Source organism: Streptomyces sp. MJM8645, from assembly GCF_001625365.1.
GTDB lineage: Bacteria > Actinomycetota > Actinomycetes > Streptomycetales > Streptomycetaceae > Kitasatospora.
In genome coordinates this window covers 52,183-66,901 of record NZ_LJJF01000003.1, presented here as the reverse complement: position 1 = coordinate 66,901, position 14,719 = coordinate 52,183, and the positions used below count along the sequence as shown (strand labels likewise).

General features: G+C 75.6%; 16 protein-coding genes. 9 read left to right on the top strand and 7 right to left on the bottom strand.

What is annotated here, in order from left to right:
* Positions 1-72: 72 nt before the first annotated feature.
* Positions 73-879, bottom strand: a complete 807-nt coding sequence (locus A6F73_RS37280; RefSeq protein ID WP_159398751.1) for a hypothetical protein — start codon at positions 877-879, stop codon at positions 73-75.
* Between the two features lie 208 nt (positions 880-1,087).
* A complete protein-coding gene (locus A6F73_RS37275; protein WP_063352894.1) occupies positions 1,088-1,729 on the bottom strand; it encodes a TetR/AcrR family transcriptional regulator in 642 nt (213 codons plus the stop codon).
* A 48-nt stretch (positions 1,730-1,777) separates the two neighbouring features.
* On the opposite strand from A6F73_RS37275, the gene A6F73_RS37270 reads away from it, so the two are divergent.
* The 3 genes from A6F73_RS37270 (at position 1,778) to A6F73_RS37260 (ending at position 5,627) form a co-directional block, all read left to right on the top strand.
* Positions 1,778-2,641, top strand: a complete 864-nt coding sequence (locus tag A6F73_RS37270; protein ID WP_063352893.1) for an alpha/beta fold hydrolase — start codon at positions 1,778-1,780, stop codon at positions 2,639-2,641.
* 186 nt (positions 2,642-2,827) lie between these two features.
* Complete coding sequence (locus tag A6F73_RS37265) at positions 2,828-5,011, top strand: MMPL family transporter (protein WP_063352892.1); 2,184 nt, start codon at positions 2,828-2,830, stop codon at positions 5,009-5,011.
* 148 nt (positions 5,012-5,159) lie between these two features.
* Positions 5,160-5,627, top strand: a complete 468-nt coding sequence (locus A6F73_RS37260) for an NADAR family protein (RefSeq protein WP_063352891.1) — start codon at positions 5,160-5,162, stop codon at positions 5,625-5,627.
* Positions 5,628-5,662: 35 nt separating this feature from the next.
* Here the strand turns inward: A6F73_RS37260 and A6F73_RS37255 are convergent, their stop codons facing one another.
* On the bottom strand, positions 5,663-6,478 hold the full coding sequence (locus A6F73_RS37255; RefSeq protein ID WP_063352890.1) for a BPL-N domain-containing protein: 816 nt from the start codon (positions 6,476-6,478) through the stop codon (positions 5,663-5,665).
* 332 nt (positions 6,479-6,810) lie between these two features.
* Here A6F73_RS37255 and A6F73_RS37250 point away from each other — a divergent pair, with 332 nt between their 5' ends.
* The gene (locus A6F73_RS37250) at positions 6,811-7,326 is read left to right on the top strand and encodes a cupin domain-containing protein (RefSeq protein WP_063352889.1); all 516 of its coding nucleotides are present in this window, start codon (positions 6,811-6,813) and stop codon (positions 7,324-7,326) included.
* 243 nt (positions 7,327-7,569) lie between these two features.
* Here the strand turns inward: A6F73_RS37250 and A6F73_RS37245 are convergent, their stop codons facing one another.
* Positions 7,570-8,334: a hypothetical protein gene (locus tag A6F73_RS37245; RefSeq protein WP_063352888.1), complete on the bottom strand. Its 765-nt coding sequence runs from the start codon at positions 8,332-8,334 to the stop codon at positions 7,570-7,572.
* A 458-nt stretch (positions 8,335-8,792) separates the two neighbouring features.
* Here A6F73_RS37245 and A6F73_RS41145 point away from each other — a divergent pair, with 458 nt between their 5' ends.
* The 3 genes from A6F73_RS41145 (at position 8,793) to A6F73_RS37230 (ending at position 10,363) form a co-directional block, all read left to right on the top strand.
* Entirely contained in the window at positions 8,793-9,026 is a 234-nt protein-coding gene (locus tag A6F73_RS41145) for a hypothetical protein (RefSeq protein WP_063352887.1), read from the top strand.
* A gap of 18 nt (positions 9,027-9,044) precedes the next feature.
* The gene (locus A6F73_RS37235; RefSeq protein WP_063352886.1) at positions 9,045-9,836 is read left to right on the top strand and encodes a helix-turn-helix transcriptional regulator; all 792 of its coding nucleotides are present in this window, start codon (positions 9,045-9,047) and stop codon (positions 9,834-9,836) included.
* A 77-nt stretch (positions 9,837-9,913) separates the two neighbouring features.
* Positions 9,914-10,363 carry a hypothetical protein gene (locus tag A6F73_RS37230; RefSeq protein ID WP_063352885.1) on the top strand — a complete coding sequence of 150 codons (450 nt, stop codon included), beginning with the start codon at positions 9,914-9,916 and terminating at the stop codon, positions 10,361-10,363.
* A gap of 65 nt (positions 10,364-10,428) precedes the next feature.
* Here the strand turns inward: A6F73_RS37230 and A6F73_RS37225 are convergent, their stop codons facing one another.
* The 3 genes from A6F73_RS37225 to A6F73_RS37215 form a co-directional block, all read right to left on the bottom strand.
* Positions 10,429-11,718, bottom strand: a complete 1,290-nt coding sequence (locus A6F73_RS37225) for an MAB_1171c family putative transporter (protein ID WP_063352884.1) — start codon at positions 11,716-11,718, stop codon at positions 10,429-10,431.
* A complete protein-coding gene (locus A6F73_RS43780; RefSeq protein ID WP_244293871.1) occupies positions 11,715-12,335 on the bottom strand; it encodes a ParH-like protein in 621 nt (206 codons plus the stop codon). The genes A6F73_RS37225 and A6F73_RS43780 overlap by 4 nt, the downstream gene beginning before the upstream one ends.
* 158 nt (positions 12,336-12,493) lie before the next feature.
* A complete protein-coding gene (locus tag A6F73_RS37215) occupies positions 12,494-12,940 on the bottom strand; it encodes a helix-turn-helix domain-containing protein (protein WP_063352883.1) in 447 nt (148 codons plus the stop codon).
* Between the two features lie 357 nt (positions 12,941-13,297).
* On the opposite strand from A6F73_RS37215, the gene A6F73_RS37210 reads away from it, so the two are divergent.
* Positions 13,298-13,951 (top strand): hypothetical protein, encoded by a 654-nt coding sequence (locus A6F73_RS37210; RefSeq protein WP_063352882.1) that lies wholly within the window; start codon positions 13,298-13,300, stop codon positions 13,949-13,951.
* Between the two features lie 158 nt (positions 13,952-14,109).
* A complete protein-coding gene (locus tag A6F73_RS37205) occupies positions 14,110-14,658 on the top strand; it encodes a hypothetical protein (protein ID WP_063352881.1) in 549 nt (182 codons plus the stop codon).
* Positions 14,659-14,719 lie beyond the last annotated feature (61 nt).

The following is a 14,719-nucleotide window of genomic DNA, read 5'->3' as shown; positions in this document are numbered from 1 at the left end:
GCAGCCCGCCCGGACGGGCGAGCGCCCGCCCGGGCCCGGACGCCCGGCGCCCAGCTGCCCGCCGCCCGGGCGTCAGGCGCAGGTGCTGTCCGCGCAGAGCTGCCACGGCTCCCAGGAGACGAACCGGTCCACCTCGGTGGTCCGCCACGAGCGGTCGCGGTTCCACTCGCGGACGGTCACCCGCAGCCGCCCGTCCGGCAGTTGGACGATCGAGGTCGGCGCGCCCAGGCCCGCGTTGGGGTCCGGAAGCCTGGGCAGCTGCCGCACCGGGCCCCAGGAGTCCTGGGCGTCGACGTCCTGGCTGCGCACCTCCATCGCCGCGTTCGTGCCGGCGCCGGAGGCGAAGGCGTGCAGCCGGCCGTCGCGTTCCCTGAAGAGCGTGAGCCCGCCGTGGTAGGGCGGCGGTGACAGCTCGAAGTTCTCGGTCGGGGTCCAGGAGTCGCCGGGCGCGGGCAGGACGGTGTGGCAGAAGCCGCCGTAGGAGGCGAAGAACACCTCCAGGGCGCCGGCGCTGTTCTCGACGGCGCTCACCTGGTACAGCTTCGGGCCCACGGGGGTGGCGCTGACGCGCTCCCAGCCGCCGTAGGCGCCCCCGGGCGCGTCCTGGGAGCGGTGCCAGACGAAGGGCAGGAGGGAGGCCGCCGAACTGTCGTAGAACTGCTGGAACTGTTCGGTCCGCCCGTCGGAGCGCGGCGTCTCCAGCAGGGTGTTCGGGAGGGCGGTACTGGCCAGGCCCTGGGCGGCCGCGTCGGCCCCGCACCCGGCGGCGACGCCCGGCGAGGGGGCGGTGCCCGCCGTCGTCGTGGCCCACGCGGTCGTCCCCGCGAAGGCCACGGCCAGCACACCCGACAGCACGGCTTGCGGAAGTCTCCTGTACACGGTCGGTGAACCTCCCCATTCGGTAACGGAAAAGGAGTGCCCGGCAGGGGAGTTGGCCGCTTTCGCCGGCCCCTCGCGCGGGACCGGCACATTCTCGTGCACCGGCGCCGGGGCGGACAGGGCGCCTGCGGGGCGGCCGGACGGGATCCGGCCGAACGGCGGCCCGCCCCGGCGGCGGGGGAAGGCCGGCCGGTCCGGGGGCGACAGGTCAGGCGGTCGGCAGGTCCGGGGCGGCGTCACCGCGGGGACGGCCGCGGAACAGCTCGTCCAGGTGGTGGGTGAGGATCGCCAGCGCGGCGTCGCCGGTGCGCTGGCCGCCGAGCACGCTGGAGCCGAGGCCGTTGACCATGGCCAGCAGCCCGGCGGCGGTCATCTCCGGGTCCCTGGCGGGGTCGATCTGCCCGGCCTGCTGGGCCGTGCGGACCTGCTTGGCGAGGAAGCCCTCCAGCAGGTCGGGCTGGGGCGTCCCGTGCTTCTCCACCAGTGCGGGATCGCTGAGCACCAGCGTGTAGTAGGCGGCGTAGGTGCGGGTGATCCGGCGGCTCTCCGGGTCGGTGGGCAGGATGCTGGACAGGACCGCGGTCACCAGGCCGCGCGGCGTGGGCGGGGTGGCGGCCGCGGTGATCCACGCCGCCATGCGGGCCTGGAGCTGGGCGCCGAGCCGCTCCAGCGCGTCCAGCAGCAGCCCCTCCTTGGTCGTGAAGTAGTACTGCACCAGCCGCAGGGAGACGCCCGCCTCGGTGGCGACCGCCCGCATGCTGGCCGCCTGCAGCCCCTGGGTGTCGGCGATGCGCAGCAGTGCTTCGGCGATCTGCCGCCGGCGTTCCTCGTGATCGACCCGCGCGTTCATGTGCGACCTCCCTGGTACACCCGTATCATGCCGTGATACACATGTATCATGCGAATCAGCCAGTTCAAGAACGACCAGGCCGGGGACCGGTTTCGCGCCGCCTATGAGCGGGCCCTGACGGAACTGTGGCCCGGGCCTCGGACGGCGCTGGACCTCCCGACCGCGTTCGGGACCACCCGCGTCTACCGGACCGGCCCGCAGCACGGCGAGCCGATCGTGCTGCTGCCCGGCTCGGGCGGAAACGCACTGATGTGGCACCGCTACATCGACACGCTGGCCCGCCACCGTCCGGTCATCGCCGTCGACACGGTCGGCGAACCGGGCGCGAGCGTGCAGAGCGCCCCGATCGCCGACGGCCGGGACGCGGCCGCCTGGCTGGACGAACTCCTGGCCGCACTGGAGGTGACGGACGCCCAGGTCGTCGGCTGCTCCTACGGCGGCTGGCTGGCGCTCCACCACCAGATCCACCACCCCGGGCGGGTCGCCTCCCTCACCCTGGTGGACCCGGCGGGCTTCGCCGACATGGGCGCCCGGTTCTACGCCTGGGTGATCGCCGGCGGCCTCGCCGCCACCGCGCCGCGGGCGCTGCGCCCCCGGCTGGCCCGCCTGGTCGGCAACAGCGCCATCCTGGAGACCGAACTGATGGCCCTGATGCGCGCGTCGATGGGGTTCCGCCGCGCGCTCCCGGTGCCCCCGGTCCTGTCCGACGAGGAACTGCGCCGCCTGGACGTCCCCGCACTGTTCCTGCTCGGGGAGCGCAGCGCCATGCACGACGCGCACGCGGTCGCCGAGCGCCTCGGCCGCCTCGTGCCCTCGGCCCGGACGGAGATCGTGCCCGGCGCCGGCCACGCCCTGCCGACCGACCGGCCGGACCTGGTGGCCGACCGCGTCCTGCACCCCGCCGGGCGGTAGCGCCACCGGCCGGCCCCGGGGGCTCCCGCCGTGCGGGTCCGGGCTCCCGGCCGTCGGGGGAGGGGCGGAATGGGCCTGGTCCGGGCGGCGTTGGGCGAGGGTAACGATACCCCTGGGGGTACATGGCAGAATTGCCATATACCCCCACCCGTATTTTTCGGGACCGCCCCGAGAACGGAGCACCACGTGAACCGCCCCGCCCCCGCCGTACGGCCCGCCGCCGCCCCGCCCCCCGAACCCGACGCCCGCCCCGGGCCGCTCGGCCGGCTCGGCCTGTGGTCGGTGCGCCACGTCAAGGCCGTCCTGGCCGGCTGGCTGCTCGTCGTCATCGGGCTGGGCGCGTTCGCCCCGCAGGTCACCACCGCCCTGTCCGGCGCCGGCTGGCAGGCCGACGGCTCCGAGTCGGTCACCGTCCGCCGGCTCGCCGAACAGCACTTCGCCGGCAACGCCTCCTCCGCGATCCAGATCGTCGTCACCGCCGACCGCCCCGTCACCGAACCCGCCGTCCAGCAGGTCATCGCCAAGGCCGGCGAACTCGCCGCCGCCGACCCCCGCGTCTCCACCGTCATCGCCCCCCGGCCCGGCGCCACCATCAGCCCCGACGGCCGCACCGCCGTCCTGCTCGCCGGCGCCAAGGCCTCACCGGACGACATGGTCCGCGCCGCCGACGACCTCAAGAAACCCCTCGCCGACCTCTCCGCCCCCGGCATCGACGTCCACGCCACCGGCGCCTCCGTCCTGTGGAGCGACTTCAACAAGGCCAACCACGACGCCATGATGAAGTCCGAGTTCATGTCCTGGCCGGTCACCCTGGCCATCCTCGTCCTCGCCTTCGGCTCCCTCGTCGCCGCCGGCCTGCCCCTGCTGCTCACCATGGCCGGCCTCGCCGCCTCCGCCGGCTCCCTGGTCCTGGTCAGCCACCTGTTCCCGGTGTCCGTCTGGGCGATGAACTTCGCCATGATGTTCGCCCTCGCCCTCGGCATCGACTACGCCCTCTTCCTCGTCGTCCGCTTCCGCAGCGCCCGCAGCGCCCGCGACATCCGGACGGGACGCGCCCCGGACACCGCCCGGGCCGTCGCCGAGACCATGGACACCGCCGGCAAGGCCGTCCTGCTCTCCGGGGCCACCGTCCTGGTCAGCCTCTCCGCCGTGATGCTCGTCCCCTCCCCGGCGTTCCGCTCCATGGCCGGCGGCATCATGCTCGCCGTCCTGTTCGTCCTCGCCGCCACCCTCACCCTGCTGCCCGCCGTCCTCGGCAAGCTCGGCCCCCGCGTCGACGCCCTCGCCCTGCCCTGGGCCAGGACCGGCGCACACCACTCGCCGCGCTTCGCCGCCTGGGGCGAACGCCTGTGGCAGCACCCCCTGCGCTACGGCGCCCTCGCCCTCGCCGCACTGATCGCCCTCGCCGCCCCCGTGATCGGGCTGCGCACCGCCATGCCCTCCATCACCGTCCTGCCCGGCGACGCCAGCGCCCGCGCCGGCTACACCGCCGTCCAGCAGGCCTTCGGTCCCGGCGCCCCCGGCACCCTGCAGATCCTCACCCCCGCCGGCCAGGCCGCCGACACCGCCGCCCGCACCGCCGCCACCCCCGGCATCGCCGGCGTCATGCCCGCCCAGGACGCCGCCGACGGCTCCGGCTGGTCGATGATCCAGGCCGTCCCCGCCGTCGACCCCTCCAGCCCCGACCTCGCTCACACCGTCCACACCCTGCGCGCCGAACTGCCCACCGACGCCCTGGTCGGCGGCGCCGCCGTCGAGAACCTCGACCTCCAGCACCTGCTCACCGAGAAGACCCCGCTGGTCATCGGCGTGGTCATGGCCCTCGGCTTCCTGCTGCTGCTCGTCGCCCTGCGCGCCCCGCTGATCGCCGCCCTCGGCACCGCCGCCAGCCTGCTGTCCACCGGAGCCGCCTTCGGCGTCGCCCGCCTCGTCTTCCAGGACGGCCACGGCGCGGGCCTGCTCGGCTTCACCCCGCAGGGCTTCCTGGACGGCTGGGCACCGGTGTTCTTCTTCGCGATGATCTTCGCCATCGCGATGGACTACACCGTCTTCCTGCTCGCCTCCGCCAAGGAGCACTACGAACGCACCGCAGACCCCCGCGCGGCCATGACCGGCGCCCTCGCCCACTCCGGCCGGGTCGTCTTCGCCGCGGCGGGCGTCATGGTCGCCGTGTTCCTCACCTTCGCCCTGTCCGGGCCGCTGCCGCCCAAGGAGATGGGCATCGTGCTCGGCGTCGCCGTCCTGCTGGACGCCGCCCTGGTCCGGCTCGTCCTGCTGCCCGTCCTGCTGCGCCTGACCGGCCGCGCCGCCTGGCACACCCCGGCCTGGCTGGACCGCGTCCTGCCGAGGATCAGCTTCTCCCACGACTGAGCCCGGCCCGGCACCGCGCCGAGCCCGCGCCGAGCCCGCGCCGAGGCCCGTCGAACCCGCGCCCGCGACCGGACGAAAACCGGTTGCGGGCGCGGCCGCACGCCTGCGACCGTACGGCTCCCGCCAACACCCCCTCCACGAGGCCCCGATGACCATCTACTTCTACGGCGCCGACGAAGCCCCGCACGGCTGCTTCTCCAACTTCTCCCCCCACCCCCTCCACCTCGACGGACACCTCTGGCCCACCTCCGAGCACTACTTCCAGGCCCAGAAGTTCGCCGGCACCCGCCACGCCGACCTCGTCCGCCGCGCCCGCACCCCGCTGCGCGCCGCCGAACTGGGCCGCGACCCGGCCGGACCGCTGCGCCGCGACTGGGAGCGCGTCAAGGACGACGTGATGCGCCGGGCGGTGGCGGCCAAGTTCCGGGAGCACCCGGACATCCGCGCCGTCCTGCTCGCCACCGGCGACGAGGAACTCGTCGAGGACACCGGCACCGACCACTACTGGGGGCGCGGACGCACCGGCACCGGCAGGAACATGCTCGGCCGCATCCTGATGCGCACCCGCACCCGGCTGCGCGCCGAGTTCCCCGCCGGACCCGCCGAGCGGGCGTGACACCGCAGCTCACCCGCAGGCGAGTTGACGGAACGTCAGGACGAGGGGGCCGCCGCCATCAGGTCGTGCAGCAGGTCGTCGCCCAGGCCCAGGCCGGTCTTCGACTCGTCGGGCAGGTGGTAGTCGCGGTACCAGTCCGCGGGGGCCTCCGGGTGCGGGCCGCTGACCGCCACCCGGCCGGCGCCGTAGGGGGCGGTGACGGCGGCGGCGCGGCCGTTGGAATAGCGGGCCAGGACGTCCACGCCCGGGCCGTCGACGTCGAAGTACGGGCCGTCCTGGAAGTACATCCGCTGCGGGCGGCCGCGCCAGGCGACGTCGACGAGGCGGTCCTGCTCGTCGGTGACGGTCGCCCCCCGGGAGTGGATGTACTGCCCGGAGTCGCCCGGCAGGAGGTCGTAGCCCGGGTCGCCGGCCAGGTAGCCGCCCATGCACAGGCCCAGGTAGCGCCCGCCGCCCCGGACGAAGTCGCGCACCAGCTCCGGCGAGAAGCCGGGGTCGCGCTGCAGCAGGCCCCACGCGGTGCTCACCTCCTGCCCGTTGGTGCCGCCCGGCTGCACGTACAGCGCGGCGCCGGCCAGCACGCCCGCGCCGAAGCGCAGCCGCTCCTCGGGCCCGACGTAGCGCACCGCGAAGCCGTCGCGCTCCAGCAGCTTCCGTGCCGCCTCCGGGCAGCCCTCGCAGGCCGCCGGGCCCCGGTAGACCAGCGCGAGCGGCCGCCCGTCGGCGGCGGCGACCGCGTCGTCGGCCGCGCCGTCCGGCACGGGGGAGGCGCCGCAGGCGGACGCCGTCAGCAGCGCCGCCGCCACCGCCAGGGCCGCGGCGGCCCGCCCGGGCCGCCGCCCACCCCTCATGACCGGCACTCCCGCCATCGCCGACACCCTCCCCGCGTCCTACGCCGTGTGCAGCGACGACGCTACGGGCACAGCGGCCCGCGCCGCACGTCCGCCCCCCGAACGGATGCCCCCGCGCCGTCCGCGTTGACGGGAGGCGGGCCCGGGGGAGTAGCACGGACGGGCAGGTCAGGCGGGCGCGGCCTCGGCCCGGCGTTCGTCCTGGTGTCGCAGAAGATCGTCCGTCGTCATCGGGCCGTTCTGCCAGCGGCCGCCGGCCCCGGGAATTGACCCGTGAAAGTGGCATTCAATTGCCACCTGATGGCGGGTCTTTCCGGTCCTAGCCTGGTCCCATGACGACGACGAGCAACACCGCCACCGCCGCCCCCGTGCTGACCCGCCACGCCGAGGCCGAGACCTGCGCCGACCCGAGCAGCACCATGACCCTGCTCGCCGACTCGGCGCACACCGAGGGCGGGTTCACCAGCTACCGCTCCACCTTCGCCAAGGGCGCCGTCGGGGCCCCCGCGCACTTCCACACCCGGGCGTGGGAGCTGTTCTTCGTGATCGGCGGCTCGCTGCAGGTACTGGTCGGCGAGGAGGTCACGATCCTGGGCGAGGGCGACTTCCTCGCCGTGCCGCCGCACACCCCGCACGCCTTCGCCGCCGCCCCGGGCGCCGAGGCCGACGTCCTGTTCGTGTTCACCCCGGGCATGGACCGCTTCGACTACCTGCGCCTGCTGGGCCGCGTGATGCGCGGCGAGACCGACCCGGGCGCGATCGCCGCCTCCGCCGGGCGCTTCGACAACCACTACGTCGACAGCCCCGCCTGGCGCGCCGCCCTCGACCGCAGCGCCGCCTCCGCCTGAGGCCCCGCCCCCGCCCCCGCCCGGGGCCCGTGACGGCCGCTCCCGGCGGGCCGGTGTGGGCCGGGTGTGGAACGGTGGAGGCCGGGGGTGTCCTGGTTGCGAGAGGAGTGGCCATGTCGTCGAAGCGTCGCCGCAAGAAGAAGGCCCGGGCCCGGCGCGGGGCCAACCACGGCCGCCGGCCCCAGTGCTGAGCGCCTGAACCGTGCGCGCGGCCGGGGCGCCGCCCCCGGCCGCACCGGGCGCTCAGCCCGGTTCGCGCCCGTGTCTGCGCCCGCGCCCGCGCGGCACGGCGTGGTACGTGCAGGTGTCCGTCCAGTCACGGCCGAAGGTGAGCACCAGCACCGGGCCCCGCCCCTCGGCGCGGGCGGCCCGCAGCAGCGCGGCCGGGTCGCCGTCTGCCGGGATCTGCTCGTGCCGGAAGTACACGTCGCTGCCCAGGCGTGGCCAGTACGGGTCCGGGCGGGGGATGCCGGGCAGGTCCCAGACCAGGGTGGCGTCGGCGGTGGACAGGCTCGGGCCGGGCATCCGCCGGCCGTCGGGGAAGAGGCCGCGGTCGCGGTGGTAGCGCAGCGCGTAGGCGACCGTGCCCGGTGAGTACGGCGGTTCGTCGCCCCAGGTGTTCGGGAAGCCCCAGTCGGCCAGGCCCGCCGCCTCGATCCTGGGCAGGACGGCGGTGATGTCCTCGCCGGTGGCGAAGTAGGCGGCGGCGCTCATCCGGCAGACCAGCACGCCGCGGCCCTCGGCGGTGGTGGTGAGCAGGCCGAGCGAGGCGGGGCGGTCGCAGTGGTCGGCGACGCGGGTCAGCAGGTGCGTCACGCCCCCCACCGCGGCCAGGCCCTCGACCATCCGGCGGATCCGCTCGCGCTCGGCGGCCCGCAGCGCCTCGACCTGCGGCGAGGAGGCCAGGGCGCGCAGCCGGCGGGTGGTGGGCAGGCGGGCGCGCAGCGCGTCCCGGGCCCGTACGGGCTGGGCCAGCAGCATGCCGAGCAGGTACTCGAAGCCGTTCACCGAGCGGGGTCCTCTCGGGCCGGGGAAACACAGAGAGACCGCTCGGGCCGCTGGGGCCGGGCGGTCTCTGCTGTTCGGACGGGCCCATGCGCCAACACGGCCCGCTGCCGGTGTTCCCGAGAATTTGGAGTAGACAGCGCCCCCGGGTTCCTGACCCGCAGGTCTGGATGACGCTGCTGCACATCGTCACATTCAGCCAGGACGGCTACAAGGGCGAGTTGCACAAAAATGCATCAAATTCCGGTTTCGAGTTCCTGAACTGCACTGATGTCACAGGGTTGTGACGAGATTGCGGGCCGGGCCCGGGATTCTGGCGCATCAATCTTCGCGATGTTCACCGAACCGATTGGGAATCACCCGTACGCCTGACAGAGTGTTGCGCGAAACGGGTTCCTCGCGTGACGCCAACCACCGAAGTTCCCGTCCGTTGGAGTAGACGGTGATATAGGAGGTCCTCGATGACGAGGAAGCGGAAGAAGAAGCGCGCCCCCGCCCACTGCACCGCCGGCCACCCGGCGCCGCCGCGACCGGGCCTGCCCTGGCCGTCCGGCCCCGTGCGGACGGCCGTGGTCGTCGTCGTGGTCGTCGTGGCCGCCGCCCTGGTGAGGACGGGCATGTCGGCGGGAGCGGCGCTCGAACTGGCCACCGGCGGGCTGCTGTTGAATGCCAGGCTCCAGCAGGGGCGGGCCTAGAAGGAACGCCGGACCGCGATGGGACGCCAGGAGAAACCGATCGCGGCGACCGAGCCGGCCCTGGGCCGGCTCGCCGCGTTGCTGCGCGAGCAGCGTGAAGAGGCCGGGCTGACCTACCGTCAGCTCGCCGACCGGACCAACTACCACCCGACCACCCTGCAACGGGCCACCAGCGGCCGGACCATGCCGAACTGGGAGGTCGTCGAGGCCCTCACCCGGGCCTGCGACGGCGACCTCAAGGCGGCCCGCCGCAAGTGGACCCTGGCCAACTACTGGGCCCACGTCCCGCGCCCCTCCGGGACCCAGCGCCGGGCGCCCCGACGGCTCAACCCCGAGCAGGTCGACTCCCTCGCCGACCTGCGACGGGCGATGCACGAGATGCGGCGCAAGGCCGACTGGCCCTCCCTGGAGGAGCTGGACCGCCGGGCCCGGGCCGGGGGAGGGCGCCTGCCCTCCAGCACCCTGGCGCTGGTCCTCAGGGGTGAGGCCCCGCTGCGCAAGGCGGTGTTCCTCACCTACATGGAGGTCTGCGGGGTCAAGGAGGCCCGCCGCGCACTGTGGGCGGCGGCCTGGGAGCGGACGAACAACGCCCGCACCTCGGCACCGGTCAACTCCCGCACGTACCAACGGGAGTTCACCCGGGCCATGCAGTCCTCCAGCAGCGGCACCCCGACGGACATCCTGTTCAAACTGTGGGTGACCCTGCGCAACAGTCTGGCCGCCGACCGCGCCGAGGACGCCGGCCACCCCGGCCACCCCGCCGGGACGGGCCGTGACGGCGCCGGCGGCGGCCCGCCGGTACTCGTGTGACCCGGTCCGCGGACGGGAACGCGCCACCAGCGCCCCGTCCGCGGACCAGCACCCACCCGCCACCTCGGGAATCAACCATGCCGACACCACCACGACAGCCGACCACCGCCACCGCCACGACCAACGCCACCGCCATGACCACCGCCACCGGACCGGCGCTGGGCCTGTGGGCGCTGTACGACCTCCACCTGCGCCACTACCTGGACTACGCCGCCCTGCTGCTCCCCGCGGCCGACGCCCCGCTGGCCGTCCAGGGCGCCTTCGACGACCTCAGCGGCCACTGGCTCGACGCCCTGGCCACCGCCAGCCCGGCCGCCTGCGCCTGGCAGGCGGTCCGCCGACGTGTCTGCGCCCTGGCCGGCCCGCGCCCGCTCGGCCCGGTCGCCCACCTCACCGCCCCCCAGCAGGACGTCCTGCTGCTGCACCTGGTCCTCGCCCTGCCCGCCGCCGAGGTCGCCGCGCTGACCGGCACCGAACCGGGCGCCGTCCACGTGCAGTTGCGCTCGCTGGCGGCCGTCCGCCGGTAGCGGCCGCCGCCCCGGTCCGCTCCCGCCGTTCCACCGGCCGGGTTGCCCCCGGCCGGTCCGGCGGCTCACCGCACGGGGCTCGCGACCGGGTCGGGGTCGGGGGCGCTGGGGGAGGGGGCGGCGGCGCGGGCACGGGCGCGGACCTCGGCGACGGCCGGGCAGGTGGCGTAGACGCGGGTGAGGTGGGCCAGGTGGTCGGCCTCGGACTCCAGGTCCGGCCCCAGGGCGTGCGGCGGTTCGGCCGCCGGGGCGGTGCGCGGGGTGTCGGGGTTGGGCCGGGCGCCGGCGGCCGCGCGTTCCAGTGCGGCGGCCAGCGCGGCGGCCTCGGCGGTGGCGGCCTTGGCGGTGGCGTCGGCCCGGGCGGCGGACGGGGGAAAGCGCGAGGTGGCGGCGGCGAGCCACCGCGGGGTGCGCGGGTCGAGGTGCTGGCGCAGGATCAGCCGGGCGTCGTGGATCTCGATGATCCGCCGGTACAGGGCGAACTGCGGGTCGCGCGGCGGCAGCAGCGGCAGCCGGCTGGCCGGGGCGAGCGCGATCTCCGGCAGCACGGTGTGCAGGTCCCGCCAGAGCGGGGCCAGCGCCCGGTAGCGGCGGTGGGCGCGCAGCCAGCCGCGGACGGCGGCGTGCGCGGCCGGCCACACCGTGGTGCCCAGGCCGGTCGCCAGCAGTGCCACGCACAGCAGGCCCAGGACGCCGCACAGGGCGTCCTCGGCGCCGGCCTGGGTGCCGGTGGCCGCCGCCTGGACGACGTCGTCGACGCCCCAGGCGTTCCACAGCAGGCCCGCGACCAGGCTCAGGGTGAGCAGCCGCAGCCCGCTGCGCTGCCGCCCGGGCGCGGCGGCGCGGGCGAGCCGGGCGAGCTGGCGCAGCAGGGCGGTGAGGCAGTAGGCGAGGTAGAGCACGCCGGCGGCGGTGTACCCGGCCAGCGCCAGGCGGGCGCCGGCGGAGGGCGCGGCGGTGAGGTCGGAGGCATCCAGGCCCGGCGCGGCGGCGACGAACAGGACCGCCCGCACCCCCAGGACACCGGCCAGCAGGGCCAGCTGGCGCCGCACCGCGCGGCGGGGAAGTTCGGGATCGCGTAGGACGCCGGCCAGCAGCCGGATCGCGCAGGCCGCGCCGATGCGCAGCGTGTCGCCGAGCAGGACGGGCAGGGCGGGCGCGATCCCGAGCCGGTGCAGCCGGTCGGCGGCCTGGACGGTGGGCGGGGCGAGCAGCAGCAGGGCGGCGGCGAGCAGCGCGGTGGCGTAGCAGCTGTAGCGGGCGATGGCACGCGGGTTGGTCCGGCGGCCGCGGGCGAAGTGCCAGGCGCTCAGGGCGAAGAACAGCGCGACGCCGTAGAGGACGAGGCCGCTCACGGACGCCCCGCCGCCCGGTCGCCGGCCGCCCGACCGCCCGCCGCCCGACCGCCCGCCGCCCGACCGCCCGCCGCCCGGTCGCCGACGGGTCCGGGCCCGGGCTCGCCGGTGAGCAGGACGTCCAGGACGTCCAGCGAGTCCGGGTGCGGGGCAGGGCCGGGCGGGTGCGCGGCGTCGGCCTTGGCGGCCCGGCTGAGGATGAGGGAGGCCAGCAGCTCGGCCTCGCGCTCCTGGGGCTCGTCGTAGCCGGTGCGCCCGAGCACCCGCCGGACCAGGTCGGGGGACAGGTGCGGCAGGAGGTCCGCGGCCGGGCCGAGCGGCGCGGAGCCGGCGTGGTCCAGGAGCAGGTGGGCGATCTCGTGGACCAGGATGTGCCGGCGGTGCAGCGCGCTGGTGTCGGCGGTGTACAGGATGTAGTCCGCCTCCCGGGTGGACACCAGCAGCCCGCAGGGCGCGTTGGGCCGGGCGGCCACCGGCAGCAGGTCGATCGGCCGCCCCCGCCGGCGGGCGATCTGCTCCAGTAGCACGGTGGTGTCGAACGGGCTTGGCAGTTCCAGCTGTTCGGCCATCCGCCGGCAGCGGCGCAGCGCCGATCGGTAGCACCTGTCGTCCCGCACGCTGTGTTCCCCTTCTCGATCAGCGGCCCCGTTCCCCCCGATCTCCCGACCGCCGTGGTTCCGCCTCCGTGCCTGGCCCCCGTCTTCCTAGCCCCGGACCCCGTCCGCCCCGCCCGCGGCCCGTAACCCCGTCCGCGCGCCCGTCCGCGCCGCCGGCGTCAGGGCGCCGGGTGCCGGCGGGCAGCGTCCCGGCGGGCGATGACGTCGATCAGCTCGCTGACCGTGTCCAGGCCCTCGGAGGAGAGGCCGACCGCGCGCAGCGCCAGGCTGCGCACGCCCGCGTCGCGCAGCGCGCCGAGCAGGGCGAGCTCCTTGGCGATCTCCGCGCCCTGCCGCTCGTCGAAGAAGTACGCGGGCGGGACCTGGAAGAACTGGGCGAGCGCCTCCAGGTGGCGCTTGGTCGGGTTGTCCCGGCGCCCGGTGCGCAGCTGCCACAGGTAGGTGGTGGAGAACGACTCCCCGGTCGCCTCGCGGCAGGCCCGGGCCACCTCTTCGTTGGTGTACTGCTCGCGGTCGGGCCTGCGGACGGTGTGGAACAGCGCCTCGATCCTGGCCGCGAGCCCGGACAGTTCCACCGGTCCGTCCTCCCGGTTCGATTCCGCCATGGCCCGCCCTCCTCACCGGGGCCCCGCGCGTCTCCTCCTGGCGGGCGGGCAGGGCCGGCCAGGTCACGATAACCCAACGGCATCAGCTGGCGTGGATCACAAGATACCGCCAATCAACGTCAGTTGACCCCTCCACCGGTGGCTGACATCCTGGACCGCAGGCCGGCCTGTCGAACTGACTGACCATCAAGTCCGTTCGCATTAAAGACATTTGACGTTTCCCCCGGATCATCCGAATGATCTCGGCAGGCCGGTAGTGTGACCGACTCCCCTGGGACCACCAGGCATCGACACCCGAGACGGGACCGGCCGGACCGGCCGGCCCCACCGACGGCACGACATGGGAAGGGAGCGCCCGTGAACACGGCGCCGCGACACCAGACGGTGCGGCTGGGCTTCCTGTGGCGAGCCGCCGGCGCCCCCGTCGGCTGCGTGCTCGCCCTGGCGATGGGCGTCGTGCTCGCCGACACCGGGGCCGCCGGCCGGATGGGCGCCGTCCCCGCGCTGCTGCTGTCGAGCGCGGCCGTCCTGGGCGTGGCCCTGCCCGTCCCGTACGGCTTCTGGCTGCGCGCCGACGACCACGGCCTCACCCTCGTCCGGGCGTTCGTCCCGCGCCGCTACCGGTGGCGCGACATCCAGGGCCTCACGATGGACGCCGGGCAGGACGCCGACTCCGGCGCCCACCGGCTCGTCCTGCTGCTGCGCCTGACCCCGGCACCCCGCCGGACCGCCCGCGCCGCTCGCATCGCCCGCGGCGCCCGCCTGTACGGGCCGGTCCTCGGCATCCTGGGCACCACCCGCGACGGGCTGCCGCGCGGCACCGAACACCGCCGCCTCGCCGAACTGTTCGACCTGCTCCGGCGCCACGGAGTCCCCTTCGACGACCGCCGCTACGCCGACCTCGTCCTCACCGCGCACGGCTACCCGGCGCTCGCCCACACCGCCCCCGGCGAGCGCGTCCCCGGCGAGCCCCTCCCCGCCCGGCCCGCCGCCCGCCCCGACGCCGCCTGAACCGGGCCCGAACCGCCCGAGCCGGGTCCGCGCCGCCCGCCCCGGCCGGCCCGGCCCTTTGAGCCGCCCACCGCTGAGCCGCCCACCGCCCCGCAGCCGTTGACCCCGACGGAAGCGCGCCCGCCCGGACGGCGCGCCAGGACGTCAGGAGTGCGGCGATGCTCAGGTTCCACGGCGCGTGGCGGATCACCGTGGTCGGCAAGAACGCCAGCTTCGACCAGCGCGCGGTGGTGCGCGGCCCCTACGGCACCCGGATTCTGCCCGGCCGGGTCGGCGCCACCCTGGAAGTCGACGAGGACAGCTGGACGTTGACCCTGGAACACCACCTGTGGGGCCGCAGCTGGCAGCCGAACCTGCGCGTCACCCCCGGACCCGTCACCGAACGCGATGGCGTCCGCAGCCGCCTGCTGACCAGCAACGACTGCCACTGGCCCGACAAGCCCCTGGACTACGTCAACTTCGTCGTCCGCCTCGACCAGAGCCTCGCCCCGGCCCCCGCCCTCGCCCCCGTCCGGGCCGTGCGCGCCGCCGACTCCCTGCAGCCCTCCGCGCCCCGGGCCATCCGCACCTCCTCCTCCGACGACGTCGGCGACTTCGGCGCCCCCGCCACCCGGCCCGCGCCCGCCTCCCGGCCCACAGCCAACCCCGCGCCCAGGCCGGCGCAGGCCCCGGGCACCAACGCCCGGCCCGCCGCGACCCCCTGGTAGCCCGCCGCCGCGCCCGGGGGACAGCCCCCGGGCACGGCGGCCCGCTGCCCGGATGTCCCGG

Excerpts from the sequence above, each read along its gene's own strand:
- A6F73_RS41145 (WP_063352887.1), top strand. The coding sequence starts at position 8,793 with ATGACGAGGAAGCGGAAGAAGAAGCGCGCCCCCGCCCACTGCACCGCC.
- A6F73_RS37215 (WP_063352883.1), bottom strand. The coding sequence starts at position 12,940 with ATGGCGGAATCGAACCGGGAGGACGGACCGGTGGAACTGTCCGGGCTC.
- A6F73_RS37235 (WP_063352886.1), top strand. The coding sequence starts at position 9,045 with ATGGGACGCCAGGAGAAACCGATCGCGGCGACCGAGCCGGCCCTGGGC.
- A6F73_RS37255 (WP_063352890.1), bottom strand. The coding sequence starts at position 6,478 with ATGAGGGGTGGGCGGCGGCCCGGGCGGGCCGCCGCGGCCCTGGCGGTG.
- A6F73_RS37205 (WP_063352881.1), top strand. The coding sequence starts at position 14,110 with ATGCTCAGGTTCCACGGCGCGTGGCGGATCACCGTGGTCGGCAAGAAC.
- A6F73_RS37260 (WP_063352891.1), top strand. The coding sequence starts at position 5,160 with ATGACCATCTACTTCTACGGCGCCGACGAAGCCCCGCACGGCTGCTTC.
- A6F73_RS37270 (WP_063352893.1), top strand. The coding sequence starts at position 1,778 with ATGCGAATCAGCCAGTTCAAGAACGACCAGGCCGGGGACCGGTTTCGC.
- A6F73_RS37275 (WP_063352894.1), bottom strand. The coding sequence starts at position 1,729 with ATGAACGCGCGGGTCGATCACGAGGAACGCCGGCGGCAGATCGCCGAA.
- A6F73_RS37230 (WP_063352885.1), top strand. The coding sequence starts at position 9,914 with ATGCCGACACCACCACGACAGCCGACCACCGCCACCGCCACGACCAAC.
- A6F73_RS37250 (WP_063352889.1), top strand. The coding sequence starts at position 6,811 with ATGACGACGACGAGCAACACCGCCACCGCCGCCCCCGTGCTGACCCGC.